We start from the raw sequence: 26,125 nt of genomic DNA, 5'->3' as shown, positions 1-26,125 counted from the left end.
ATGGCGATGCTGAAAGCTTTGATGGCTCAGCTTCCCGTGGTCCAGCCCAGGCCGAGCGACTTCTGCAGCGAGACGTAGTCGCGCAGCAACCCCGCATCGCCGGAAATGCGGTCCTGTTGCGCCGTCACGCGCGTGCGTTCGACATCGAGCCATTCGAGCATGCTGGCAGTGCCCGCGCGGTAGCGTTGCTGCTGCAGGGCAGCAGCACGTTCGGCCGAGGCTTCCACGCGACGTAGCGTCACCACGTTCTCGCGCTGATGGCCATAACGCGACAGCGCCACGTCGGCATCGCGCAGCGCCTTGAGCACCGTGCTCTCGTAGGTGGCCTGCGCCTCGTCGCGGCCGGCCTCGGCGCTATCGACGTTGGCGGCCACGCGGCCGAAATCGAGCGCGTTCCATTGCAGACGCGGCAGCGTCAGCCATGTGGCGTTGTCCTTGCGCACGAGGTGCCCTGGCACCGCGGCTGAGTAGCCGAGCGAGCCCAGCAGCGAGACCTTGGGAAACCAGTCGGCCTTGGCCGTGCCGATCTGCGCGGTGCGCGAGGCCAGCCGGCGTTCCGCCGCGCGAATGTCGGGCCGCGATTTCAGCAGCGCGGCCGGATCGCCTACGTCGATAGATTCCGGCAAGGCCGGCAGCGGCCGCGTGTCGGCGAGTTCGCCATCGAGCGTGCCGGGCCCACGGCCGGTCAGTTGCGCGAGCTGATCGCCAGCCTCGACGATCGCCGCCTGCACCGGCGCGATACGCGCCCGCGTGTTCTCGAGCTGCGTCAGCAGCCGTTCCACCTCGAGCTGCGAGGCCACCCCGCGCGCGCGGCGTTGCTCCGTGAGATCGAGGATATCGGCCTCGAGTTTTTCGGAGTCCCGCAGATGCGAAAGACTCGCCTGCTGCTCGCGCAGGTTGACGTAGGCCTGCGCCACGTCGGCGGCCAGTTGCACGTGCGCATCGGCCAGTTCCTCCGACGAGGCCTCCGCCTCGGCCGAAGCGGCCTGTACCGCGCGCCGCGTGCCGCCGAACAGGTCGAGTTCCCAGCTGGCGTCGAAGCCCGCGATATAGAGCGTGAGCGGCCCGCGGCCACCCCCGCCACTGGAACCGCCATCGCCCGATTGCGACGACAGCGCCGACAGATCGGGCGAGCGCGTGCGCAACATCGCCGCATCGACACTCGCCTTCGGCAGCAGGTTGGCCTCTTTGCCGCGCAACCCGGCACGGGCCTGACGCACGCGAGCCTGGGCCGCGCGGATGTCGGGGCTGTTCTTGAGCGCGGTGGCAATCAGGTCATCGAGCTGCGCATCGCCAAGCGCATGCCACCAGTCGGCCACGCCGGGCGCGGTGGTCGTGCGCGTCGGCGCGTGAGGAAATGCGGGCGTGGCCAGCGCGTTGCCGGCAACCTCGGGCGCGCCGCGATAGTCGGGGCCGACCATGCAGCCTGTGGCGGACAAGGCGGCAACCATGGCGGCAGCCAGTGCCACGGTGCGGGGGGCGAAGAAAAATCGTGTCATGTCTGGGGCCAGCATCAATGGCCAGAAGAAAGCGGCGCGCCGGCACGCGGCGACTTGAGCATCAGCGCCAGCGGAATACACAGCAGCAGCGCCACGCCAAGCGCGTAGAAAGTTTCGGAGAATGTCATCACCGCGGCCTGCCGCGCGATCTCGCCCGACAGCTGCGCCACGGCCTGCAGCTTGGCGTGCGCGGCATCGCCGTGCTGCGCAAGGAAGCCGCCGATGCTCTGCGCCATGTGCTCCTGGCCGATCGAGCTGTTGGCGGTGACGGACTCGCGTATCACGGCATCGTGATACGCATTGCGCCGATCGATCAGCGTGCCGAGCAACGCCAGGCCGATCGAGCCGCCGAGATTGCGCGCCATGTTGTAGAGCCCCGCCGCATCGCCGGCTTCCTCGGCGGCCACGGCCGCCATCGACGCCTGGTTCAGCGGCATCATCGCGAGGATCTGGCCGAAGCCGCGCAGGATCTGCGACAACGCGAAGTCATGGCCAACGCTATCGGTGGTCAGCGAGATATCGAGCATGCAGCTCGCGAAATACAGCACCAGCCCGGTGATCACCAGCCAGCGGCTGTCGACCTTGCCCAGCAATCGCGGCAGCAATGGCATCATCAGAAACGCGGGCACCCCCGACAGCAACATGATGCCGCCCGCCTGCTCGGCGTTGTAGCCGGCGATCGTCGAGAGGAACTGAGGCAGCAGATAGGCCACGCCATACAACCCGGCACCGACCGTGGACACGATCAGGATCACGCTCGCATAGCTGCGGTTGAGCAGCAGCCGCAAGCGCACGATCGGCGTCTTCGCGGTGAATTGCCCGACGATCATCATGCCGATGCCGAGCGCCGAGATCAGCGACAGCCCGATGATCAGATGCGATTCGAACCAGCGTTCGCGCTGCCCTTCCTCGAGCACCACAGTCAGCGAACTGAGCCCGATCGCCAGCCCGACGATGCCGAGCCAGTCCGCATTCACGAACGTGCGGTAGTTCGGCTTGGCCGCCTCCAGCCCGAAGTACAGCAGCGGTACCAGCACGAGCGTGATGGGCAGATTCAGGAAGAAGCACCAGCGCCAGCTCGCATTCTCGGCCAGCCAGCCGCCGACCACGGGCCCGAGCAATGGTCCCAGCAGCACGATCAACCCAAACATCGACATGCCGATCGGCATCTGATGTCGTGGCAGGCGTGTGCGCACGATGGTCTGCGCGGTGGGGATCATCGCGCCACCGGCAAACCCCTGCCCAATGCGGCCGATCACCATCTCCGTCAGCGAATGCGACATCCCGCACATGATCGAGAACGCCGTGAACAGCACGGCGTTCCACAGCAGGAAACGGCGCAGCCCGAACACGCGCGTGAGCCACGCGGTCAGCGGGATGATCACGATCTCCGCCATCAGGTAGCCCGTTGAGACCCACGTGCCTTCCGTACCGGCCGCGCCGATCTGCCCCTGGATTTGCGGCAGCGCCGAGTTCGTGATCGAGATATCGAGCGTGGCCAGTAACGCGCCGAGCGAGCCGGCCGCGACCGCGATCCAGTCCCCGGTGCTGGCGTTGGGCTGACGCGCGGGCGCAGGTGCGGACGCGGCGCTGGCTACCGCCTCAGCCATGGCTGGCCCCGCGCGTGTCGACGTCGACCACCACCGACAACCCCGGTACCAGCACCGGACGCGCGTCGGCCGGCACATCAATATGAATGCGTACAGGCACACGCTGCACGATCTTGGTGAAGTTGCCCGTGGCGTTCTGCGCGGGCAACAGCGCGAACTGCGAACCGGTGCCCGGCGAGAGGCTATCCACGGTGCCGTGCAACGGCTCGCCCGGCAGCGCATCGATATGGATCGCCACGGTCTGTCCGGCGCGCATGCGGCCAACCTGCGTTTCCTTGAAGTTGGCGGTCAGGTAGAGCTCCTGCACCGGTACCACGGTCAGCAGGCGCGTGCCGGGCTGCACCAACTGGCCCACGCGGACGCCGCGATCACCCACGCGGCCGGCCTGCGTGGCGCGCACCACGGTGTCGTCGAGGTCGAGCCGCGCCTGACGGGCGCTGGCCTCGCCCACCTCGAGCTGCGCGCGCGCCTGTTGCAGCCGCGCCTGCAGCGTGGCGATCTGGGTCTGCTCCACGCGCAGCGAGGCCTCGTTGGCATTGAGCGTGGTGGTGGCTCGCGTCTGCGCGTTGCGCAATTCCGCGCTGCGCTCCTCGGTTTCCGCGCCGGATTTCACCAGCGGCGCATAGCGTTCTACCTGCGACGCCGCATAACGCGCGTCTGCGCGCGCGCCGTCCACCTGCGCACCGGCCTGCGCGATACGCGCCTTTTGCTGCGCGAGGTCCGCCTCCGCCCGTGCCACGTCGGCCTGGCGCGAATTGACGTTGGCCTGCGCCTCATCGAACGCGGCCTGATATTGGCGATTGTCGAGGCGCACAAGCGGCTGGCCCAACGCCACCTGCTGGTTGTCGCGGACGTACACCTCCGCCACATAGCCGGTCACTTTCGGCGCCACGGCCATGCTGTCGGCCTGCAGATAAGCATCGTCGGTACTTTCGATAAAGCGACCGTGGGTCCACCACCGCACGCCGTAGATCGCGGCGGCCGCGAGCACGACAAGGCCGGCCACGATCAGAAAGCGGCGGCGCCCGGACGCGCGCGCGGGATTGCTGGGGCGGGTGCCGGGCGCGTGGGTCGGGACGGCCTGGCCGGCCGGAACAGAGGAGGAGGAAGACGACATGAGCGTTGCGTCGTGCGATTGGAATAGAAGCGCACAATTATTCCACTTGGAAAAAATGTGTCAACTGTTATATTTCGGGCTGTAGCGATCAACACGAAAAAGGAAAGGGACACATGGCGCGACACCGGCCCGCGGCAGAGGGCGGCTATCAGCGAGGCGAGGAAACCCGCGCGCGGATCATCGAGGCGGCGCTCGAACTGTTCGGCACGCATGGCTTCGAGGGCGCCTCCACGCGCGATATCGCGCGGCAGGCGGGCGTCAATGCGCCCGCGCTCCAGTACTACTTCGATAACAAGGAAGGGGTCTACCTGGCCTGCATCCAGTTCATCGTCGATCGGGTCTGGGCGCGGCTGGACCCCAGCGTGTCGATGGCGGAGGCAGTGCTCGCGCAGGCGGATGCGCGCGACGAAGCGCTGATGGATGCCTATCTGGCCATTCAGGCGGTATTCGTGTCGTTTGCGGCGGATTGCGGCGATACCACGCCGTGGCGGCAGTTTCTTGCGCGCGAGCGCGCGGGCCTCGGCCCGCCGGCCGCGTTCGAGGTATTCGACCGCGGGCTCAATCAGCGCCTGTTCGGCGTGACGAGCTCACTGATCGGCCGGCTCACGGGGCGTCCGGCCACAGACGAGATCACGCGTATCCGCACGATCGCCATCGACGGCCAGGGCGCGGCGTTTCCGACGAAGAAGCGCAATGTGTTGCGCGCCATGGGATGGGAGTCGATTGGCGCCGACGAGGCCGCCCGGATCGAGCGCGTGATTCTCGAGCAGACGCGGCTGTTGCTGCGCGCGCTGGTAGTCGAGCGCGACGCCGGCCGCTGAAGAGAAAATTACTGGTCGGTCTTGCAGATGCCGATCTGCTGGGCCATCAGCACGAGGTCCGCGAACGTGCGGGCCTTCATCTTGCGCATGGCCTGGCCGCGGTGGATCTTCACGGTGACTTCGCTGATGCCGATCTCGCCGGCGATCTGCTTGTTGAGCAGACCAGTCACCGCCATGCCCATCACCTCTGATTCGCGCGGCGTCAGCGTGGCGTAATTCGCGCGAATCTCTTCCACCTTGCGCAAGCCGCGGCGGCGCAGACGGTCTTTCTCCAGCGCCGCCGATACCGCGTCCAGCAGGTCCTGATCGCGAAATGGCTTGGCCATGAAATCTTCGGCGCCGGCCTTCATGGCCGCCACCGTCATCGCGATATCGCCGTAGCCGGTCATGAAGATGATCGGAATATGGATGCCCATCTGGCCGAGCCGCGTCTGCAGGTCGAGTCCGCTCGGGCCGCGCAGCCGTACGTCGAGCACGAGGCAGCACGGCACATCGGGCAGCTTGTACTCAAGTAGCTCGGCGGCCGAGCCGAACAGCATCACCTGCACGCCCACCGAGCGGAACAGGTTGCCCAGCCCCGCGCGCAGCATGGCGTCGTCGTCAACGATCAGCACCATCGCGTCTTCGTTGGCGACGGCAGGCTCTCCGCTCTGCGATGTCACGATTTCTCTCCGTTCCGCTCGTTGGCGTTGTGTGCGGATTATATACAGCGGACCGGGCCGCACAATGCGCCAACCCGGGTGTGCGGTTACCACACCAGCCCGGTCAGTCCGGCGTGCATTTCAACACACTGCCGCCGCCACTGCCACCCATACCATCGGCTAAGTACGACGCCCGATCACGAGAGTTGGCCCACTAATACGATGAGGGCATGGCCGCGGTCGCCCTTGGGGTCTAGTCTTGCGCCCGATAGCAACTGCCTCCCGCCTCCATGACCTCGACGACCGCCAAACCCGCCGCGGGCTCTTTCGCCCCGCTTGCGCAACCGACGTTCGCCATCCTGTGGGTGGCTACCATTCTTGGCAATATCGGCAGCTTCATGCGCGATGTGGCCAGCGCCTGGCTCGCCACCGACCTGTCGACCTCACCCGCGGCAGTCGCCATGATCCAGGCTGCGGCAACGCTGCCGGTATTCCTGCTGGCGATTCCCGCGGGCGTACTGTCCGATATTCTCGATCGCCGCCGCTTTCTTATCGTCATCCAGATCGGCCTGGCGTTCGTCAGCGGCACGCTGATGCTGCTGGCATGGCGTGGCTCGCTGACCATCGAACTGCTGATCGGCCTCGCCTTCGTCGGCGGCATCGGTGCCGCGATGATGGGCCCGACGTGGCAGTCCATCGTCCCCGAACTGGTGCCACCGAGCACGCTGCGGCAGGCGGTGGCGCTGAACGCGCTGGGCGTGAACATCGCGCGAGCGATCGGCCCCGCCACCGGCGGCCTGCTGCTGGCCGCGTTTGGTGCATCGGCAACCTATGGCGCCGACCTGGCCAGCTACCTCTTCGTGATTGCCGCATTGGTCTGGTGGCGGCGTCCGGTGCAACCGCCCGACCCGTTGCGCGAGCACTTCTTCAGTGCATTCCGCGCGGGGCTCCGTTTCACGCGCGCGCACAGCAAGCTCCATATCGTGCTCATTCGCGCCGCCGTGCATTTCGCGTTCGGCAGCAGCGTCTGGGCATTACTGCCGCTGGTGGCGAAACAATTGCTGCACGGCGGCGCCGGGCTCTACGGCGTACTGCTCGGCGCGGTGGGCGCGGGCGCGATTGCCGGCGCACTGGTCATGCCGTCGTTGCAGAAACGCCTCGATGGCGACGGCATGGTGCTGCTGTCCGCGCTCGTGACGGCAGCGGTGATGGCCGCGCTGTCGTTCGCGCCGCCGATCTGGCTGGCGCTGCCGTTGCTGTTGCTGCTCGGCGCCGCGTGGATTACGGCGTTGACCACGCTCGGCGGCGCCGCGCAGGCCATTCTGCCGAACTGGGTGCGCGGCCGCGCGCTGGCCGTCTACCAGATGGTGTTCAACGGTGCGATGGCGGGCGGCAGCCTGTTGTGGGGGTTCGTGGCGCAGGCACTCGGCACGCCGCATGCGCTGCTGATCGCGGGCATCGGCCTGGTCATCGCCGCCACGCTGCTGCACCGGTTGCGCCTGCCGCGCGGCGAGGAAGATCTCGGCCCGGCGCAGCACTGGCCGGAGCCTGAAATGGCCGATGGCATGGCGGATCGCATCACGCACGACCGCGGTCCGGTGATGATCCTGATCGAGTATTGCATTCCCCATGCGCATCGCAACGACTTCCTGCGCGCGGTGCACAAGCTGTCCGAGGAACGTCTGCGCGACGGAGCGTTCAACTGGGGCGTGATGGAAGACCCGGCCGATCCCGAACTGCTGACCGAATGGTTCCTCGTGGAGTCGTGGGCCGAGCATCTGCGCCAGCATCGCCGTGTGCCAAACGCCGATGCCGACCTCCAGCGCGATATCGTGCGCTTCCACACCGGCACCGAACCGCCGCGGGTGCGACACCTGCTTGGCGTGGGGTTGCCGCGCGACGAGCGTGCGAAGCCCGCGCGCCACTGAAACGTTCAACCGCTATCTCTATCTCGTTCGCACCATGAAACTCTATCTCGTCTCCCTGGGCGCCGGCGTGCTCGTCGGCATCATCTATGCACTGATGCAGGTGCGTTCGCCCGCGCCGCCGGCCGTGGCACTGATCGGTCTGCTCGGCATGCTGATCGGTGAGCAGGTGGTACCGCCGATCAAGCGGATGCTGGCCGGCGAGCCGGTGACGGTGGCCTGGTTCCATTCCGAGTGCATGCCTAAAATTACCGGCACCCCGGCGCCCCCACTGGCGGCACGCGAGGGCGCCGACAAGGACCAGACGCATTGATGCCCGTGCGCGGCGCCGGTTGTGCACCGGCGCGGCGTGCGGCACGTTATGGTGTCCGTAAGGCTTCGTTCGCGTAGCAAGGGTACCCAATTGTGGGATACCAAGATGGGTCGCGCGACAGTATGCTCACATCTGGCAGTTACCGCAGATCGGGTGCTGCCAACCGCCGAGAGGAGCCTTGAAGGATTCCGTGTGATTGCTGTTTCTGCCGCTTCTGCTGGCGCCATTCGCGCCGCCTCTCACGCCATCGGCATCGTCGACGACGACGAGGCTGTCCGGGTGGCCGTCGGGCGCCTGCTGCGGTCTTTCGATTTTCGCGTCGAACTCTATGCGAGCGGGCAGGATCTGCTCGAGGCGCCGTCCATCGATGCGTTGTCATGCATCATCAGCGACGTGCAGATGCCCGCGATGAGCGGCTTTGCGGTATGCCAGGCGCTGCGCGCGCGGGGCTGCGACGTGCCGGTGATCCTGATGACCGCGTTTGCCGGTGAGGACATGGAACAGAGCGCGCGCGCCGCGGGCGCCACGCAGTTCCTCGCGAAACCGTTCGACGAGGATGACCTGATCCACTGTATAGAGCGCGTGCTGGGTGGCTGTTGAAGCGCCGCCCGACGTGGTCCGGTCTCCTCTCGACCGCGTGAATTCGCCTGAAATCGATTTCATTTCCCACCGATCCCATTCTTTCAATAACCCTACATCCCGAAGGGTGACCCTCATCGATCGTCGCTTCCCCTGTTAAAAGCTTGCGAAGTAAAAGTTTTCAACGCGAGTTTTCCACGCGAGTATTCAACGCGACTTTCGCACAGCTCTTCGCAAGGCGTTGCGCCGGACGACGTCCGGCGGCGCGATGACACTCGGACGATGTACGCCTCTTCATTTCTGGACGCCCGCCGCGATTTCGGCTTCGAGATCCTCTGGGAAGATGCCGACGTCATCTTCGGCAAATGCCGTCGTCCCGATGCGGACGGCCGCTGGCGCCCCATGCTCGTGGCCTGGACGCTCAGCGACAGCCCGGCGCCCGCCACGCTGGCCCGGCTGGCTCGCGAGTACGACCTGCGCGACGTGCTGGACAGCGCCTGGGCCGCGCGGCCTGTGGCCTCTCATCGCGAGCGGGGCCACGGTGTGCTGCTGCTCGAAGACCCGGGCGCGACGCCGCTGAGCAGTCTGGTTGGCGCGCCAATGGAGGTGGATCGCTTCCTGCGCCTGGCGCCACCGATCGCCGCCGCGCTGGCGAAGCTGCACGACACGGGCGTGCTCCATCGCCATATCAAACCCGCGCATGTGCTGGTTTCCATTGAAGAGCATACGGATACCCCCACGCACGGCAACGCGTGGCTGACCGGCTTCGGCATCGCGACGCGCGGCACCGAGGCCGGCCATGGCCGTGGCGTCGGCACACCGCAGACCGAGATCGCCGGCACGCTCGCCTACATGGCGCCCGAGCAGACCGGCTGCATGAATCTTTCCGTCGATGCGCGCAGCGACCTGTACGCGCTCGGCATCACGTTCTATGAAATGCTCGCGGGTACGCTACCGTTTCGCGGGCATGACGCCAAAGACTGGGTCTACAACCATGTCGCGCGGCAGCCCATTTCGGTGGATCAGGGCCGGCCGTGGATTCCCGTGGCGGTGGCACAGATCGTCATGAAGCTGCTGGCCAAGGCGCCCGAGGACCGCTATCAGAGCGCGGCGGGCCTGGCGGCGGACCTGCGCCATTGCGCGGACGCATGGCGGCTTGCGCGCGACATCCCGGTATTTCCGCTGGCCCGGCACGACCTCGCCGCTGCCGGCCATGGCGAGGCTGACGCGCCCGGCGCGGCCCCCGGTGTGCCCCACCGCGCCGCCACCCGCGCCCGCCATGCGGTGCCCCCGCGCGATATCCCCGAGGCCGAACGACGCGTTGCCACGTTGCTCGAGGCGGGCGCCGGCGCCTGCGCCCGCGCCGATCTGCCCGAGCTGGCCACCGCCACGCGCACATTGCTCGAGCTGTTGATGACCAGCGACCAGCGCGACCTCGCGGCGGCCGTGGGCGTGCAGTATCTCGAGCGGGCCGAGGGCGCCTGGACCGCGCACCCGTCGGCCGAGGACGTGCAGCGCGAATACCGCATGCTGCGGGAGCAGTTGCGCGAGACGCTCGGGGACCGGCCCGTCACCGACCTGCTCGACCTGCCGCGCATGACCGATCCGGTGGCGCTGGGCACCATGGAGGTGCTCACGTCGCTGATGCCCCCCGCGTGGTACACCGACGAACACCTGCGCACGCGCGCGATCCTGCGTCAGGTCAACCTGAGCCTGACGCACGGCAACGGCGGCACCTCGGCACTCGGCTATGCCTGGCTCGCGATGATTCTCGAGCCGGCTTCCGGTAACGCCGAAAACTTCGCGTTCGCGCAACTGGCACTGGCGCTGGCCGATCGCGATGCCATCCCTAGTGTGCAGGCGCGCGTCTATCAGGTGGTGGGCGCGCACGTGTTGCCGTGGAGAGAGCCGCTGGCCGTGGCCACCGGCGTGCTGCGCCGCGCGGTCGATGTCATGGGCCGGCTCGGCGACGTGACCCATGCCTCGTTCATCCACAACAACCTGATCACGCACGCGCTGGTCAGCGGCGACGCGCTGGCTACCGTACAGCCCGAGGCCGAGGCCGGCCTCGCCTATGCGCGCCAGGCGCGCTTTGGGCTGGCCACCGATCGCATCGCCCTGCAGTTGCAATTGATCCGTACGTTGCGCGGCCTGACGCCCGTGTTTGGCTCGTTCGATGAACCGGGTTCGTCGGATGAGGGGGGATCTGATCGCAGCGGCTTCGACGAAGACGCGTTCGCGCGACGCGTGAGCGGCGACAAGGGTCTTGCATTGGTGGCCTGCTGGTACTGGATTCGCCGGCTGCAGGCACGCTTTCTTGCCGGCGACATAGACGCCGCCGTGCACGCGGCCGAGCAGGCCGAACCGCTGCTGTGGTCGTGCCCGTCGTTTCTCGAGCAGGCCGAGCACTGCTTCTATGCCGCGCTCGCGCACGCGGCCCAGCGCGAGGGCGCGACCGATGCGCGCCAGCGGCGCGAGGCGCTCGCTGTGTATCACCGTCAGCTCGAACGCTGGGCCGAGCACTGTCCGGCCACGTTTGCCGACCGCGCCGCGCTGGTCGGTGCCGAGATCGCGCGGCTCGACGGCCGCGACGTCGAGGCGATGCGCCGCTACGAAGTGGCGATCGACACCGCGCGCGACCACGCGCTGGTGCACAACCAGGCGCTGGCCAATGAGCTCGCCGCGCGCTTCTATCTGTCGCGCGGGCTGCCGAAGGTGGCGCGCATGTACCTGCAGGAAGCGCGCCGCTGCTATCGTCATTGGGGTGCCGACGGCAAGGTGTGGCAGCTCGATGCACTTTACCCACGGCTGGCCGACGACGAGCACCGGCCCGCGCTGATGGGCACCATCGACGCGCCGCTGGAGCATCTGGATCTGGCTACGGTGCTCGAGGTATCGCTGGCGATCTCGCGCGAGATCCACCTCGACAAGCTGGTCGACACATTGATGCGCACCGCGCTGGAACAGGCCGGCGCCACCCGCGGCATGCTGATCCTGATGCGCGACGGTCGTCCACGCCTGGCCGCGGATGCGTTGGCCAGCGACGATGGCACGATCGTCAGCGCGCCCGACACCGGTGCCACGAGCGGCCCCGACACGGAGGGCGGCGCGGGATGCGCCATCACCGCCGATCGCGCGCCCCTGCCGCTGATCGAGCAGGTGCTGGCTTCCGGGGAGAGCGTTGGCGTCGACAATGCCCCGAACCTGTCGGCGTACATGAGCGACCCCTACGTGCAACGCTACCGGCCACGCTCGATGCTATGCCTGCCGCTGTTCAACCAGGCGACGCTGGTCGGCGTGCTGTACGTCGAGAACCGCCTCGCGCCGCGCGTGTTCGTGCCGGCCCGTGCCGCCATCCTCAAGCTGCTCGCCTCGCAGGCCGCCGTCGCGCTCGAGAACAGCCGCCTGTACCACGAACGAAGGCGCGCTGACGCGGCACTGATGCAGGCACAGTGCGAACTCGCCCATGTGTCGCGCGTGATGACGCTCAGTGCGCTGGCGTCGTCGATTGCGCATGAAGTCAGCCAGCCGCTGGCGGCGATCATTGCCAACACAAGTGCGGCCACGCGCTGGCTGCGCCGCGCGCCGCCGAACCTCGACGAGGCACAGGCCGCGCTGCACGGAGTGGCCACGCAGAGCGAACGCGCGAGCGCGGTCATCGCGGGCATGCGCGCCATGCTCAAGAAGACGGCCACGGCGCGGGCGTGCGTGGACCTCAATTCGGTGATCGAGGACACGTTGCCACTGGTGCGCGGCGAGGCCATGCGACAGGGTTGCACGATCGGCATGACGCTGGCGACCGACCTGCCGCGCGTGGCCGGGGACCGCGTGCAGTTGCAGCAGGTCGTATTGAATCTGCTGATGAACGCGATCGATGCCACGGCCGCCGCTCATGGACCCAATCACCGCGAGGCCACCAACAAATCGCGCCGGCGCCGCGAGGTACTGGTGCGCACCGCGCGCGCGGAAGCCGGCGGTGTGCTGGTGGCGGTACACGACGAGGGCACCGGCCTGCCCCCGGAGCAGGCGGAGCAACTGTTCGAGGCGTTCTACACGACCAAGGAGCACGGACTGGGCATGGGCCTTGCGATCTGTCGATCGATTGTCGAATCGCACGCCGGACGACTGTGGGCATCGCCCAATCACCCAGCGGGAGCCATCTTCCAGTTCGTTATCCCGCCCACGCCCGACGTTTTACACACCGATTCACTGAATAGTTGAAGTTTCTGCGTACCGAATCATGGAAGTGACATCCCGATTTTCTGGCTGGACCGAAGACACCGCACGTGACTACGTGGTCATCGTCGTGGACGACGACGCCGCTGTACGCGACGCGGTGTCGGGTCTGTTCGCCTCGATCGGCCTGCAGGTGGTGCAGCACACCACGGCCGAAGCACTGCTGGCCGCGCCCATGCCGGACCGGCCCAGCTGCATCGTGCTCGACATTTCGCTCGACGGCCTGAGCGGCATGGACCTGCAGGCGCAACTGCGCGAGGACGGGATCCATACGCCGATCGTGTTCCTGTCGGGCGTCGGCGATGTGCCGATGACCGTGATGGCCATGAAGCGCGGGGCGATCAATTTCATCGCCAAGCCTTTTCGGGAACAGGAGCTGCTCGACGCCGTGTTCGAGGCACTGCACCTCGATAGCCAGCGCCGCGCCGACCTGGAGCGCACCGCCGCGCTGCGGATCGGCTTTGCCAGCCTGACCCCACGCGAACGCGATGCCATGACGCTGTTGGCACGCGGCCTGTCGAACAAGGAAGTCGCGGAAGCGCTGGAGATCAGCCCGGCGACGGTCAAGACCTATCGCGCGCAGACCATGAAGAAGATGCAGGCCCGCACGTTCGCGGAGCTCGTCACGATGGCGCGCGCGCTCGGTCTTGTCAGGGCTGCTCCGGACTGAGCGCGGCCACCGGATCGCATTCCCTCACACGACAGCGCGGCGCCAGACGCCCGGCGTAACGCCGGTGGCGCGCGCGAACACGCGCGTGAAGTGGCTCTGATCGCAAAAGCCGCACACCATCGCCACTTCGGCCAGCGGCAGATCCGTGTCCCGCAGCAACGCGTAAGCGCGTTCCAGCCGCCGTTCGATCAGCCACTGATGTGGCGTCTGCCCGGTCGATTCCCGAAACGCACGCGTGAAATGACTGCGCGACAGCTGGCACGCATCGGCCACTTCTCCCACGGACAGGTTGCCGTCGATGCGCGCGGCCAGCATTTCCTTGGCGCGTTCCACGCTGCGCTGGGGCAGGCGCCTGAGCGCCTTGCCGCCATCCTCAGGCAGCGCCGCGCCCGGACCATAGCGATGCACCAAATGGGCGCCAATGGCCAGACTCAACTGGTCGACGAACAGCTGACATGCCTGCTCGGGGTGCTGCAGCACCGGCACCATGGCATGTGCAAGGTGCGCGAGCACCGGGTCGGCATGACCGGCCATCGGTTGCAGGCTTATGGTGTTGGCACCGCGTTCCACGGCCACGCGCTCGATGAACGCGCGCGAGATCTCGACCAGCATGAAATCGAAGTCGCTGCAGAGATCGGCCTTGTATTCCACCGCGAGACTGCGCAGGTAGATCGCGCCGTTGTCGAAGTCGTGCGTGCGCGCCTGCCGGCCATCGAAAATGCGGCGGCGATGTCCGCCGCGTAGCGCTACGCCGAGCAGCACGCCACGATCGGTGGCCGGCATGACGACCTGCGTCGCGCGCTTGCCGAGCGAACTCTTGCGGTAGAACTGGACGTCCTTGCCGATCAGTGCCTGATCGTCGCTGAGGCGGTCGGCCGTGCATCCGAATGTATCCACATGCGCGGGGCGAGGGGCAATAGCGTGCATGGTGATCTGCTCGTGCGGCATAAGACCACCAGAGGATAGCAGGATGCGGCGAGTCTATGCATGCGCGTGTGCAATCACCGAGACGATCGGCAGACGCGCACGCCGCATTGTGGTGCCCTCGGTGGTGCCCTGGGTGGCGCCCTCGGTGGTGCTCTCGAGCGCAAGGTGGACACTCGCGCCGCCCTGCAAGCAGGATCCCACTGCCAGCCGCAGCGTCGCCGCCGGCGCGTTGCGTCCCGCGCGTTCGGTCAACGCCTCCGCCAGCAGGCCGAGCACGGCATGCTGGACCCGCGCGCGCTCGCCTTCCACACGCGCCAGCGCCGGTGCGATCTCCACCTGCAGGTCGAGCCCCGCGTCGTAGAGTGCGACGCGTGCCAGCGCCACAGCTTCGAGGATGGCCGCATCCAACGCGAACAACGTCGAGCATTCGCCGTGCGCCGTTCCCCACACGCCGTCCTCTATCCGCATCAGCTTATGCAGGCAGCGCATCTGCGCGTCCGCGCGCGCGGCCTGCTCCTGAATGCGGCGCAGGCCTTCGCTCACGTCCTCGAGCGCGCCGGCATTCGCAGCACCACACGCCCCGCGCAACCGGCGCTGCACGGTACCGGCCTCGAGCGCGATGGCGGTCAGCGGCTCGCGCATCGCATGCGCGATCGACGCGGACAGCACAGCGAGCGGTGCGAGCGGTGCAAGCCCGGGCGTGCGGTTCGAGCAATTCATGGCGGCACCTTTCCTTATGCAACCGTCTGAGACGGCGGATGAGACTGGATCGCGCGACTGGCGCGACCCCGGTGGCAATGTACATGCCGCAGTGCGGCATCGATAGAACGGCTGTGCGGTTTTTGTACAAACGTGTGCTCGCACGGCCGATGTCGAGGGCACTAATACGATGAGGGGATGGTCGCGACCGGGGCGCGCACATAGTCTTCCGTCTCCTGCCCAACCCGTTCTGCAAGGAGTGACATCATGTCCAATCCCAAGCTCGAAGTGCTGACCCCGCATAACAGCCAGCTGATCATCATCGACCATCAGCCGCAGATGGCGTTCGGCGTGCAGTCGATGGATCGTCAAACGCTCAAGAACAATGTGGTGGGCCTGGCCAAGGCCGCAAAGATCTTCAATGTGCCGACCACGATCACCACCGTGGAAAGCGATTCGTTCTCGGGCTACACCTACCCGGAACTGCTCGACGTCTTCCCGAATGCCAAGACACTGGAGCGCACCTCGATGAATTCGTGGGACGACCAGAAGGTGCGCGACGCGCTCAAGGCCAACGGCCGCCGCAAGGTCGTGGTCGCAGGTCTGTGGACCGAGGTCTGCAACACCACGTTCGCGCTGTGCGCGATGCTCGAAGGCGACTACGAGATCTATATGGTGGCCGATGCCTCGGGTGGCACCACCAAGGACGCGCACGACTACGCCATGCAGCGCATGGTGCAGGCCGGCGTGGTGCCCGTGACCTGGCAGCAGGTGCTGCTGGAGTGGCAACGCGACTGGAAGAACCGCGACACCTACGATGCGGTGATGGCTGTAGCCAAGGAGCACTCCGGCGCGTATGGCATGGGCGTCGACTACGCCTACACGATGGTGCACAAGGCCGCGCAGCGCACCGCCACGCAGCACGAGTCGCTCGCTCCTGTTCACGCACCGGTCATCGAGCGCTGATGCGTCGTCGCCAGTTTCTTGCTTCGGCTGCCGCGCTCGGTGCGGCGGCCTCTTCGGAGATTTTCGCCATGTCCTCGCCCCAGACGCCAGACCTCATCCTCGTCAACGGGAAGTTCACCACGCTCGACCGCACGCGCCCGCAAGCGGACGCGGTCGCGATCCACGACGGGCGCTTCGTGGCCGTGGGCACGCGCGACGAGGTCATGAAACTGGCGGCACCGCAGACACGCGTGATCGACCTCAACGGCCGCCGCGCGATTCCGGGGCTGATCGACAGCCACATGCACATCATCCGTGGCGGCCTCAACTACAACATGGAGTTGCGCTGGGATGGCGTGCGTTCGCTGGCCGATGCGATGCGCATGCTCAAGGCGCAGGTGGACCGCACACCCGCGCCGCAATGGGTGCGCGTGGTCGGTGGCTTTACCGAGCACCAGTTCGCGGAGAAGCGCCTGCCGACGATCGAGGAACTCAATGCCGTGGCGCCCGACACGCCAGTGTTCATCCTCCATCTGTACGACCGCGCGATTCTCAACGGCGCGGCACTGCGCGCGGTGGGCTACAACCGCGACACGCCTCATCCGCCTGGCGGCGAGATCGTGCACGACGCCAGTGGCAATCCGACCGGTCTGCTGCTGGCCAAGCCCAACGCTACGATTCTCTACGCGACGCTGGCCAAGGGCCCGAAGCTGCCGGCCGAGTACCAGAAGAATTCCACGCGCCATTTCATGCGCGAAGTGAACCGCCTGGGCGTGACCGGCGTGATCGACGCGGGCGGTGGCTATCAGAATTACCCCGAGGACTACAACATCATCGAGGAGCTGCATAAGGAAGGTCAGCTCACGATTCGGCTCGCGTACAACCTGTTCACGCAGAAGCCGAAGGAAGAACTCAGCGACTTCAAGACCTGGACCTCGACCGTCAGGCCGGGCCAGGGCGACGACCTCTATCGCCACAATGGCGCGGGCGAGATGCTGGTCTACACCGCGGCCGACTTCGAGGACTTCCGCGTCGAGCGGCCCGATATGGCGCCTTCGATGGAAGCCGACCTCGAACCCGTGATCCGTCTGCTGGCCGAGAAGCGCTGGCCGTGGCGCCTGCACGCGACCTACGACGAAACCATTTCGCGCGCGCTGGACGTGTACGAGAAGGTCGCCAAGGACATCCCGTTCACTGGCCTGAACTGGTTCTTCGATCATGCGGAAACGATTACGGACCGCAATATCGACCGCATCGCGGCGCTCGGCGGCGGCATCGCCGTCCAGCACCGCATGGCCTATCAGGGCGAATACTTCGTCGAGCGTTATGGCTCGAAGGCCGCCGAAGCCACGCCGCCGGTAAAGAAGATGCTCGAGCGCGGCGTCAAGGTGGGCGCGGGGACCGACGCCACGCGTGTGGCTTCCTACAACCCATGGGTGTCGCTGTACTGGCTCACCACGGGCAAGACCGTGGGCGGCATGTCGATGTATCCGCAGGCGAACCTGCTCGACCGCGAGACCGCGCTGCGGCTGTGGACCGAAGCCAATACGTGGTTCTCCTCGGAAGAAGGCAAGAAAGGCCGCATCGCGGTCGGCCAGCTCGCTGACCTCGCAGTGCTGTCGGCCGATTACTTCGCGGTGCCCGGTGACGACATCCAGGACATCACATCGGTGATGACCGTGCTCGGTGGCAAGGTGGTATATGGCGATAACGAGTTCGACCAGTACTCGCCCTCACTCCCCCCAGCGATGCCCGACTGGTCGCCGGCCCGCCACGGCAGCAAGTACCAGCCGCGCCCGACCGCACAGGCCAGGCAATTGGCCATGAACACGGCCTGCGGCTGCGCGTCGTCGTGCGGCGTGCATGGCCATGCGCATGCGCGCGCCTGGACCTCGAGCGTGCCGGCCAGCGACGAGAGCACCTTCTGGGGCGCGCTCGGCTGCTCGTGCTGGGCGTTCTGATGCGCGGCGCTCATTCCACGGCTGACACCGCCGTGCAGGCGCCGCCGCACTGGCTGCGCACGCTCGCGCTGCTGCTGATCTGCGCGGCCTACCTGCAGGGCGGCCTCGTCAAGCTATTCGACTTCGGCGGCGCGGTGGCCGAGATGCAGCACTTCGGCATCGCGCCGGCCGAGCCTGCCGCGATCGCCGTCATCGCGCTCGAACTGGTGGCACCGGCCATGATCGTGCTGGGTGTATGGCGCTGGCTGGCGGCACTGGCGCTCGCCGCGTTCACGCTTGCCGCGACGCTGATGGCCAACCGTTACTGGGATGCGCCGCCCGAGGCGCGCTTTATGCTGATGAACGCGTTCTACGAGCACCTGGGCTTGTGCGGCGCGTTCCTGCTGATCGTTTGGGAAGACCTGCGCGCACGCCGCGCCAGACGGGATCGTGCAATGTTGGCGGGTACGAAGGGCAGCGCACTGCAATGATGGCTGGTATCGGTTGTCCCCTGAAGCGGCTGAACCGGCTGAACCGGCTGACCCGCTTGACCCGTTTCACCGTGCCCGTGCTGATAGTCGCCGGCAGTGCCCCGGCGCTGGCCGGCACCGTGACGGTCTATGGCCGCCTGAACACCGCCATCGAATACTCGCGCGCAAGCACCGCCACCGATGGCACCGCGCTGGGCAGCGTGGTGCGCCAGACCAATTACCGTTCGGTGTTCGGCCTGCGCGGCGACGAAGACCTCGGCGGCTCGTTCAAGGCGGTCTGGCAGATCGAAAGCAATCTGTCGCTCGACACCGGACAGGGCGTGATCGCCAGCCGCAACTCGCGCGTCGGCCTGCAGGGTGATTACGGGCTGCTGTTCATGGGGCACTGGCACACGCCCTACACCGAGTCGACGATGGGCTACGATCCGTACTATCCGACCACCGCCGGCTATATGGCGCTGATTGGCAACGGCTCGACCTCCACCTCGAACAATATTGACGACACAAGCTCGTTCGACCGGCGCCAGAAAAACAGCGTGCAGTACCGCTCGCCGTCGTTCGGGCCGGTCAGCGTCTGGCTCGGCGCGGGGTTGCCGGAGGAAAAAACCACCGTCGCGCGCAATCCCGCGCTGTACTCGGCGGCCATGGTCTACGACTCGGGTCCGCTGAACGCGACCATCGCCTACGAAGTGCACCAGCACTACCAGGCCGCCAGCCGCAACGACGACGCGCTCAAGGTCGGCTTTGCGTGGCAGGTGCGCACCGGCACGCGGATCGCCGCGGTCTACGAGCATCTGCACTACCGCACCGACACCGGCGACCTGCAGCGCAACGCCTACTATGCATCGCTGGTGCAGCAGGTGGGGGTGGGCAGCGTGCGCATCGGCTTTGGGCTGGCCGCCAACGGCACCGGCTCCTCCACCGATACCGTGGGATTCTTCCGCAGCGGGCCCGACACCGGCGCCACGCAGATCACGGTGGGCTACGACTATCCGCTCTCCAAGCGCACCGCGCTGTTCGCGTTCTACAGCCGCATCAACAACCGCAGCCAGGGCATCTACGACTTTGCGATCAATGAGCTCGGCATCAGCGCGGGCGCGGACCCGCAGACGTTCGCCCTCGGCATGCGGCATAATTTCTGACCGCCCCGCCAGACGCCAGTGATGTTTCACAACGCCCGATGTAGGGCTGTTGCAGGGAGAGTAGTGCCTAATACCAAGGTATTACCGTACACGCTGATTGGGCGAGTCGCCTCGATGCCCCCGGACGGGGTGCTCGCGCCCCGCGTGGGGTCTGGCAAGCGGCGGGGTGTGTCAGCGTGGCGACGACAATACCACCGTATGATATGGCCCGCAGGCCGGTGGGACTATCCTGTGAGCAAGTGGTGGAGGGCGTCGGACCCCTCGTCACCGCTCAAGACTCTAAGGATTTTGTGTGACTTCCACCCCCGTGATTGCCATCGTCGACGACGACGCTTCCGTCCGGCATGCCATGGGACGATTGGTGCGTTCGTTTGACCTGGATGTGGAACTCTTCAGCAGCGGCCCCGAACTGTTGCAGTCCGCGTCGATCGACCATATTGCATGCCTGATCACCGATATCCAGATGCCCGCCATGAACGGTTTCGCGTTGTGCGAAGCCTTGCGCGCGCGCGGCTACGATATGCCGGTGGTCTTTATGACCGCATTTGCCCAGGAAGGTTACGAGCAGCGCGCCCGGGATGCCGGCGCCTCGTGCTTTCTGAACAAGCCGTTCCAGGACACTGATATCATCCGCTGCATCGAGAATGCCCTGCTGCCACGCTTGAGACCACCGGCCGCCTGACGGCAGGCGCCGCATCATGACGATCGACAAAATCGGCTTATCCGAAGGCGGTTTGCACGATGGTTCATCCCACGGCGGCCTGCCCGACGCGCTCGCTTTAGCGGAATTCCGCTTCGAGACCATCCATCAGGATGGCATCGTCGCGTTCGTGCGGGGCGTGCATCCGGCCACCGGCCGTCGGATCGTGCTTGCCCATGCGGCGTCCGCCCAGGTGGAAGCCGAGGCCGCGCGCCGGCTCGAGAACGAGTTCGCGCTGCGCGCGCTGCTGCATCCGCAGTGGGCCCTGACGCCGCGCGCGCTCACGCGCTACCGCAATGGCGTGGCCGCGCTCTATGACGATCACGGCGGAAACCCGCTGACGCTGCTGTTGAACGAGCGCCTGCCGATCGCCCGCGTGCTGACCATCGCCCGCAACGCCAGCGCCGCACTACGCGCCGCCCACGAGGCGGGGCTGGTGCACTGTTCGCTGACCCCCTGCAGCCTGATCGTCGAACCCGAAGATCGCTGCCGTCTCGGCCGCTTCGACTTTGCGCAGCCGACCCCGGTGCCCGATGGCCGGCCGGCCGGCGGCGACCACGCGCCTCGCAACGGTGGATCTCATAGCGGATCCAATGGCGGGTCCAACGGTGGCTCCAATGGCGGTCACTATCAGGGCGGCTTCAACGCCGGCCCCATGATCACCATCGCGGGCCAGGCGCCCGCCTACATGTCGCCCGAGCATACCGGCCGCACGCATCATGCGATCGATGTCCGCAGCGACCTGTACTCGTTCGGCGTGATCTTCTACCAGCTATTCACCGGCCAACTACCGTTCAGCGCGCGCAATCCGTCCGACCTGACCGAATGGATCCACAGCCATGTGGCCGGGACGCCGGCGCCGCCGCACGAGATCGCGCCCGATGTCCCGGAGATGCTCGCGCGCATCGTGCTGAAGCTGCTCGACAAGCGCCCCGCGCATCGCTACCAGTCCGCCGCCGGTCTGGAAGCCGATCTGGCGCGCTGCGTGGAGGCCTGGCACGCACATGGCCGCATCGATGCGTTTGAACCCGGCGAGCGCGACCGGCCGGGCACGCTCGAGTTGCCGGACACGCTGTATGCACGGGAGGCAGACCTCGCCCATATCGCCGACCTGTGTACGCGCGTGGCGGCCAATTCGCGGCCCGTGGTCGTGGCACTCACGGGCCCGTCTGGCATCGGCAAATCCGCGCTGATGCGTGCATTTGCGCAAGGCATGCCGCAGCGACGCATCTGGTCGGCGGCCGGCAAGGCCGACCCGATTCGCCGCGACGTTCCCTATGCCGTGCTCGCCGATGCGTTTCGCGGCCTTGTGCACCAGATTCTCGGCTTGCCGGAGGACGCCGTGCGCATGTGGCGGCAGCGGCTGCAACAGGCACTCGGTGCCTATGGCCGCGTGGCGTCGAGCATTGCGCCCGCGCTGCGGCTGCTGGTCAACGACTTCCCGGACTCGCCCGCAACCGAATCGGTCGAGCCCGATATGCACGTCGATCTGGCGATGCGCTGCCTGATCCATGCGTTCGCGCAACCGGACCGGCCCTTCGTGCTGTTGATCGACGATATCGAATGGCTCGATCAACCGACGCTCGAACTGCTGTCGCGGCTCGCGGGCGGTACCGGGCCGTTGCGGCTGCTGCTGGTCTGCAGCGCGCGTAACGCCAGCGCCACCGCGCTCACCCAGTTGCGCGAGCACGTGCCGGTGCACGATATCGCCATCGCGGGTCTGCCGGTGGAAGCGGTCGCCACGCTGCTGGCGCAGGCGCTGCATACGCCCGACGCCGCGATGGGACCACTCGCCGAAGTGATCCACGCCAAGACACTAGGCAACCCGTTCTTCGTGCGGCAGTTCATGCGGATGATCGCGGACGAACGGCTGGTCGCCTATTCGTCCGATATCGATGGCTGGCGCTACGATCTTTCAGCCATCGATGCGCGTACCTGCACCGATAACGTCGCCGAATTCAGCCTGCAGCATCTGCAGCAACTCCCGGACGAGACGCGCCAGTTACTGGGCGGCATGGCCTGCCTCGGCAGCACCTCCTCGTTCGGCCTGCTGTGCGACACGTTCGGCCTGGACGAAGCCACGCTGCATGCGCGGCTGGCCCCCGCCTGCGCAACGGGTCTGGTCGTACCGACACGGTACGACTATCTGTTTGCGCATGATCGCATCCTTGAAGCCGCGCATGCGTGGCTCGATGACGATACGCGCGCGGAGGTGAGCCTGCGCGCGGGCCGCTTGCTTGCACAGACGCTCGCAAAGACGCTCGCACGGACCCCCGATGCCGACCATCGTGCGCAGGGTGATCGTGGCGCGGATCACCTGCGCGATGACGTACTGTTCCGCGCGGCCGGACTGCTGGCGCAAGCCAGGGCGACGACCTCCTCCAACGCCGACGCGCTCGGCACCGCACAGCTGTTTCTCGCCGCCGCCCAGCGCGCGCGGCGCGCGGCCGCCTACGATGCCGCGCTACGTTACGTCAGCAATGGCCTCGATTACGCGCGCCAGGCCACGCATGCCTCCGAGGCATCTCCGGGCGGGCAGGCGCTCTATCATGCGCTGCGCGAGGAGCAGGCCAACTGCTGGTTCCTGCAGGGCCGGCTCGACGCGGCGCTGGTGTTGGTCACGCAACTGATCGATGGGCCTGGGGACATCTTGCAACGCGCGAGCGCGTATCGGCTCAAGATCGAGATGCACTCGCGCCGCTCCGAGAACGTGCTGGCGGTGGAGACCGCGATCGCCGGACTGCGGCTATTCGGCATCGAGCTTCACGCCCATCCGTCGGCCACCGCGTGCAACACGCTCTATGCGACGATCCAGCCCATGCTGGCGACGACCACGCTGGGCGCCATGCTCGCGTTGCCGGTGATGAAGGATCCGGACACCGAAGGCGCGATGAGCCTGCTGGCCGCGCTGATGGTGCCCGCTAGCTTCACCGACGAGAACCTCGCGTTCCTGAGCTTGTGCCAGATGCTGCGGCTGACGCTGCAGCATGGCATGACGGCCGCCGCCACCTCGGCACTGGGCTGGCTGGGCGTGCAGGTCTGCCATCGCTTCGACGCTTACGCGGACGGCTTTCGCTACGGCGAGATGGCGCGGCGGCTGGTCAATCATCATGGTTATGCCGCGCATATGGCGCGCGTGCAGTTGCCGCTCGACCAGCTCAGCGTGTGGACGCAGCCGCTTTCGTACTCCATCGAATGCGCACGCGCTGGCTTTGCCGCGGGCGTCGCGCATGGCGATGTGACCACCGCCTGCTACGCGTGCTGCCATATCGTCGCCGCGATGCTCGTGCGTGGCGACCGGCTCGACGACGTGGCCGTGGAGATCGCGCGCGGCCTCGAGTTCGTACGCCGCGCGGGCTTCCAGGACGTCGAGTCGATCCTGCTCGCGCAGCAGCGCTTTGTCGATGGCCTGCGCGCGGGGGCCGATGCGCACGACAGCGCCGCGCAACGCTGGATGGACGATGCCGGCCCCGACGGTGAAGGCATTCCGCGCGGCGAGCGCCTCTCGACATTCGAGTTCTGGCACTGGCTCTATCGCGCGACGATGCTGTTGCTGGCCGAACGCCACGAAGCGGCCGCACTGTGCCTGGATCGCGCGGCAACGTTCGCGTGGTCGGCCCCCGCGCATATCCATCAGCTCGACTTCCGTCTGCTGCGCGCGCTGACCATCGCGACGTCGCCCGAGGAGCCGGACCTCGAGGCCTGGAATACGCTGCGCGCCGATGTGCGCAAGATTCGCGACTGGGCCGCCATCAATCCAGTCACCTTCGTCGACAAGGCATTGCTGGTGGAAGCCGAACTGGCGCGCCGCGAAGGCGATGCGATGCGCGCGATGACGTGCTACGAGCAGGCCATCGCGCACGCCACCGCGCATGGCTTTGCGCAGATCGTCGCCATTGCGCACGAACGCGCCGCGCATCATTGCGCCTCGCTCGGTCTGGCCGCGGCGGCACACGCGCATCGCCGCGATGCGCGCGACGCTTACGTGCGCTGGGGCGCGCTGACCAAGGCGCGGCAGATGGAGACGCGCTTTCCCGAGCTCATCAATCCGACGCAGCCGCGCGTGTGGCAGCTTGGCGAGGGCTTTCATACCGTCGATATCGAAAGCGTGATCAAGGCCTCGCGCGCGCTCACCGAGGAGATCCGGCTCGACGGCCTGATCGACAAGCTGATGACGATCGCGCTCGAGTATGCGGCCGCGCAGCGGGGCCTGCTGATCCGCATCTATCCTGAAGGACCGCTGGTGGAGGCCCATGCCGACACGGCCGTCGATGGCGTGCGCGTGCGCATCGGGCAAGATCCATTGCATGCCGATGTACTGCCGCTGTCGATGTTCCACACCGCGACGCGCACGGGTCAGGTGGCGATGATCGGCCCCTCGATGCGCGCGAGTCCGTTCGCCATCGACCCGTACTTTGCGCGGCATCCGGACTGCTCGGCCATCTGCATTCCGATGGTGCGCCACAACGAGGTCATCGGCGCGCTCTACCTCGAGAACCGCCTCGTGCGCGACGCGTTCACGCTCGACCAGACGCGCCTGCTCGAGCTGGTGGCCGCGCAGGCGGCGATCTCGCTGCGCACCGCGCGGCTCTACGACGACCTGCTGGTCGAGAACGAGCGGCGCCAGCGCGTGGAGCGCGAGTTGCGCACCAGCGAGGCCACGCTCGCGATGGGCGAGACGGTAAGCCATACCGGCAGCTGGCGCTGGGATCTGTGCGAAGACCGCTTCTATTGCTCCGACGAACTGCTGCGCATCTACGACCTCGATCCGTCCGAGCGCGATGCGCCGTTCGGGGTATTCCTGTCGCGCATGCATCCCGAAGACCGAGCCGCCATGAAGCGTCTGGTCGAGATCAATACGGCGCAGCGGCTGCCCGTGCAGGTGGAGCATCGTATCGTCCGACGCGACGGCTCGATCGTGCACGTCGCGGTGATCGGCAAGCCGATGCCGCCCGAGGACGGCGCGCCCGATGTGCTGCGCTATTTCGGCACGGTGACCGATATCACCGCGCGGCGCCAGTCCGAGGATGCGGTGCGCAATGCGCAGGCCGATCTGGCGCGCGTGGCACGTGCGACCACGGTGGGTCAGCTCACGGCGTCCATCGCGCACGAGATCAATCAGCCGTTGATGTCGATCGTCTCCAACGCTGGCGCGAGCCTGCGCTGGCTGGCACGTGCCACGCCCGATATCGACAACGCGCGCGAAGGGCTGGTTGCGATCGCGAGCGAAGGCCAGCGCGCGGGCGACATGATCCGCAGCCTGCAGAGCCTGACGCGCAATGCGGCACCGGTACTGGCACCGGTCGATATCCACGAGGCCATTCGGCACATCCTGGCGATTTCGCGCAGCGAGATCGCGCGGCGTAACGTGACCGTGCAGCTGGAGCTCGATGCCGAGCCATCGCGAGCGTTTGGTGATGGCGTGCAGTTGCAGCAGGTGATCCTCAATCTGATCGTCAACGCCATCGAGGCGATGAGCGAGATCGAAGGCCGCGCACGCGTCCTGCGGATTGCCACACGTATCGTGGAGGGCGATGCGCTCGAGGTGAGCGTGGGCGACACCGGCGTTGGCATTGGCGGCGAAATGGCCGAGCAGGTCTTCGAGCCGTTCTACACCACCAAGGTCAATGGCATGGGCATGGGACTGGCGATCTGCCGGTCGATCATCGAGGCGCACCGCGGCCAGTTGCGCGCGGTGGCGCTGGTGCCCTACGGCAGCGCGTTCACGTTCACGATTCCGCTGCGCGCGCCGGGCGGCTGATGGCCCGGTCCGCGGCGGCTTTCGCGCGCCGCACACGCTTGCGAGTTCGCACGCGCGCGCCGAACCATACGTTCAGGTGGGAACGCTGAGACCACGGTACGGCTGACGT

General features: G+C 66.9%; 18 protein-coding genes. 12 read left to right on the top strand and 6 right to left on the bottom strand.

Annotated features, from left to right (window positions below; all coding sequences use genetic code 11):
- Positions 1–26 precede the first annotated feature (26 nt).
- Genes LDO41_RS29920 through LDO41_RS29910 form a run of 3 tightly spaced genes read right to left on the bottom strand, consistent with a single transcriptional unit; the run spans position 27 to position 4,226 of the window.
- Complete coding sequence (locus LDO41_RS29920; protein ID WP_223994860.1) at positions 27–1,499, bottom strand: efflux transporter outer membrane subunit; 1,473 nt, start codon at positions 1,497–1,499, stop codon at positions 27–29.
- 14 nt (positions 1,500–1,513) lie between these two features.
- Positions 1,514–3,109 carry a DHA2 family efflux MFS transporter permease subunit gene (locus tag LDO41_RS29915; protein WP_223994858.1) on the bottom strand — a complete coding sequence of 532 codons (1,596 nt, stop codon included), beginning with the start codon at positions 3,107–3,109 and terminating at the stop codon, positions 1,514–1,516.
- Complete coding sequence (locus LDO41_RS29910; protein ID WP_223994856.1) at positions 3,102–4,226, bottom strand: HlyD family secretion protein; 1,125 nt, start codon at positions 4,224–4,226, stop codon at positions 3,102–3,104. The genes LDO41_RS29915 and LDO41_RS29910 overlap by 8 nt, the downstream gene beginning before the upstream one ends.
- A 113-nt stretch (positions 4,227–4,339) precedes the next feature.
- Here LDO41_RS29910 and LDO41_RS29905 point away from each other — a divergent pair, with 113 nt between their 5' ends.
- Positions 4,340–5,047 carry a CerR family C-terminal domain-containing protein gene (locus LDO41_RS29905; protein ID WP_223994855.1) on the top strand — a complete coding sequence of 236 codons (708 nt, stop codon included), beginning with the start codon at positions 4,340–4,342 and terminating at the stop codon, positions 5,045–5,047.
- An 8-nt stretch (positions 5,048–5,055) separates the two neighbouring features.
- On the opposite strand, the gene LDO41_RS29900 is transcribed toward LDO41_RS29905, so the two are convergent.
- A complete protein-coding gene (locus tag LDO41_RS29900) occupies positions 5,056–5,709 on the bottom strand; it encodes a response regulator transcription factor (RefSeq protein ID WP_377744878.1) in 654 nt (217 codons plus the stop codon).
- 269 nt (positions 5,710–5,978) lie between these two features.
- On the opposite strand from LDO41_RS29900, the gene LDO41_RS29895 reads away from it, so the two are divergent.
- The 5 genes from LDO41_RS29895 (at position 5,979) to LDO41_RS29875 (ending at position 13,411) form a co-directional block, all read left to right on the top strand.
- The gene (locus tag LDO41_RS29895) at positions 5,979–7,616 is read left to right on the top strand and encodes an MFS transporter (RefSeq protein WP_223994853.1); all 1,638 of its coding nucleotides are present in this window, start codon (positions 5,979–5,981) and stop codon (positions 7,614–7,616) included.
- A 34-nt stretch (positions 7,617–7,650) separates the two neighbouring features.
- A complete protein-coding gene (locus tag LDO41_RS29890) occupies positions 7,651–7,926 on the top strand; it encodes a XapX domain-containing protein (RefSeq protein ID WP_223994851.1) in 276 nt (91 codons plus the stop codon).
- Positions 7,927–8,079: 153 nt separating this feature from the next.
- On the top strand, positions 8,080–8,526 hold the full coding sequence (locus LDO41_RS29885; RefSeq protein ID WP_318036306.1) for a response regulator transcription factor: 447 nt from the start codon (positions 8,080–8,082) through the stop codon (positions 8,524–8,526).
- Between the two features lie 261 nt (positions 8,527–8,787).
- Complete coding sequence (locus LDO41_RS29880) at positions 8,788–12,726, top strand: ATP-binding protein (protein WP_223994849.1); 3,939 nt, start codon at positions 8,788–8,790, stop codon at positions 12,724–12,726.
- A gap of 19 nt (positions 12,727–12,745) precedes the next feature.
- Entirely contained in the window at positions 12,746–13,411 is a 666-nt protein-coding gene (locus LDO41_RS29875) for a response regulator transcription factor (protein WP_223994847.1), read from the top strand.
- A 24-nt stretch (positions 13,412–13,435) separates the two neighbouring features.
- On the opposite strand, the gene LDO41_RS29870 is transcribed toward LDO41_RS29875, so the two are convergent.
- Both LDO41_RS29870 and LDO41_RS29865 read right to left on the bottom strand, forming a co-directional pair.
- Positions 13,436–14,338, bottom strand: coding sequence for a helix-turn-helix domain-containing protein (locus LDO41_RS29870; RefSeq protein WP_223994845.1), 903 nt, complete (start codon positions 14,336–14,338; stop codon positions 13,436–13,438).
- Between the two features lie 54 nt (positions 14,339–14,392).
- The gene (locus tag LDO41_RS29865) at positions 14,393–15,058 is read right to left on the bottom strand and encodes a sensor histidine kinase (protein WP_223994844.1); all 666 of its coding nucleotides are present in this window, start codon (positions 15,056–15,058) and stop codon (positions 14,393–14,395) included.
- A gap of 246 nt (positions 15,059–15,304) precedes the next feature.
- Between LDO41_RS29865 and LDO41_RS29860 the strand changes: the two genes are divergently transcribed.
- The 6 genes from LDO41_RS29860 (at position 15,305) to LDO41_RS29835 (ending at position 26,016) form a co-directional block, all read left to right on the top strand.
- Positions 15,305–16,003: a hydrolase gene (locus LDO41_RS29860; RefSeq protein ID WP_223994842.1), complete on the top strand. Its 699-nt coding sequence runs from the start codon at positions 15,305–15,307 to the stop codon at positions 16,001–16,003.
- 68 nt (positions 16,004–16,071) lie between these two features.
- Positions 16,072–17,943, top strand: a complete 1,872-nt coding sequence (locus LDO41_RS29855) for an amidohydrolase (RefSeq protein ID WP_223994840.1) — start codon at positions 16,072–16,074, stop codon at positions 17,941–17,943.
- The gene (locus LDO41_RS29850; protein ID WP_223994838.1) at positions 17,943–18,413 is read left to right on the top strand and encodes a DoxX family protein; all 471 of its coding nucleotides are present in this window, start codon (positions 17,943–17,945) and stop codon (positions 18,411–18,413) included. The genes LDO41_RS29855 and LDO41_RS29850 overlap by 1 nt, the downstream gene beginning before the upstream one ends.
- Before the next feature lie 56 nt (positions 18,414–18,469).
- On the top strand, positions 18,470–19,555 hold the full coding sequence (locus LDO41_RS29845; protein ID WP_223994836.1) for a porin: 1,086 nt from the start codon (positions 18,470–18,472) through the stop codon (positions 19,553–19,555).
- A gap of 307 nt (positions 19,556–19,862) precedes the next feature.
- Entirely contained in the window at positions 19,863–20,237 is a 375-nt protein-coding gene (locus LDO41_RS29840; protein WP_223994834.1) for a response regulator transcription factor, read from the top strand.
- A gap of 16 nt (positions 20,238–20,253) precedes the next feature.
- The gene (locus tag LDO41_RS29835; RefSeq protein WP_223994832.1) at positions 20,254–26,016 is read left to right on the top strand and encodes an AAA family ATPase; all 5,763 of its coding nucleotides are present in this window, start codon (positions 20,254–20,256) and stop codon (positions 26,014–26,016) included.
- The last annotated feature ends 109 nt before the right edge of the window (positions 26,017–26,125 follow it).

Source organism: Cupriavidus pampae (genome assembly GCF_914271485.1).
GTDB classification, from domain to species: domain Bacteria; phylum Pseudomonadota; class Gammaproteobacteria; order Burkholderiales; family Burkholderiaceae; genus Cupriavidus; species Cupriavidus pampae.
This window is presented reverse-complemented; position numbering and strand designations above follow the sequence as displayed.

Excerpts from the sequence above, each read along its gene's own strand:
- LDO41_RS29865 (WP_223994844.1), bottom strand. The coding sequence starts at position 15,058 with ATGAATTGCTCGAACCGCACGCCCGGGCTTGCACCGCTCGCACCGCTC.
- LDO41_RS29850 (WP_223994838.1), top strand. The coding sequence starts at position 17,943 with ATGCGCGGCGCTCATTCCACGGCTGACACCGCCGTGCAGGCGCCGCCG.
- LDO41_RS29915 (WP_223994858.1), bottom strand. The coding sequence starts at position 3,109 with ATGGCTGAGGCGGTAGCCAGCGCCGCGTCCGCACCTGCGCCCGCGCGT.
- LDO41_RS29895 (WP_223994853.1), top strand. The coding sequence starts at position 5,979 with ATGACCTCGACGACCGCCAAACCCGCCGCGGGCTCTTTCGCCCCGCTT.
- LDO41_RS29855 (WP_223994840.1), top strand. The coding sequence starts at position 16,072 with ATGTCCTCGCCCCAGACGCCAGACCTCATCCTCGTCAACGGGAAGTTC.
- LDO41_RS29875 (WP_223994847.1), top strand. The coding sequence starts at position 12,746 with ATGGAAGTGACATCCCGATTTTCTGGCTGGACCGAAGACACCGCACGT.
- LDO41_RS29920 (WP_223994860.1), bottom strand. The coding sequence starts at position 1,499 with ATGACACGATTTTTCTTCGCCCCCCGCACCGTGGCACTGGCTGCCGCC.
- LDO41_RS29870 (WP_223994845.1), bottom strand. The coding sequence starts at position 14,338 with ATGCACGCTATTGCCCCTCGCCCCGCGCATGTGGATACATTCGGATGC.
- LDO41_RS29905 (WP_223994855.1), top strand. The coding sequence starts at position 4,340 with ATGGCGCGACACCGGCCCGCGGCAGAGGGCGGCTATCAGCGAGGCGAG.
- LDO41_RS29910 (WP_223994856.1), bottom strand. The coding sequence starts at position 4,226 with ATGTCGTCTTCCTCCTCCTCTGTTCCGGCCGGCCAGGCCGTCCCGACC.
- LDO41_RS29890 (WP_223994851.1), top strand. The coding sequence starts at position 7,651 with ATGAAACTCTATCTCGTCTCCCTGGGCGCCGGCGTGCTCGTCGGCATC.
- LDO41_RS29835 (WP_223994832.1), top strand. The coding sequence starts at position 20,254 with ATGACGATCGACAAAATCGGCTTATCCGAAGGCGGTTTGCACGATGGT.
- LDO41_RS29860 (WP_223994842.1), top strand. The coding sequence starts at position 15,305 with ATGTCCAATCCCAAGCTCGAAGTGCTGACCCCGCATAACAGCCAGCTG.
- LDO41_RS29880 (WP_223994849.1), top strand. The coding sequence starts at position 8,788 with ATGTACGCCTCTTCATTTCTGGACGCCCGCCGCGATTTCGGCTTCGAG.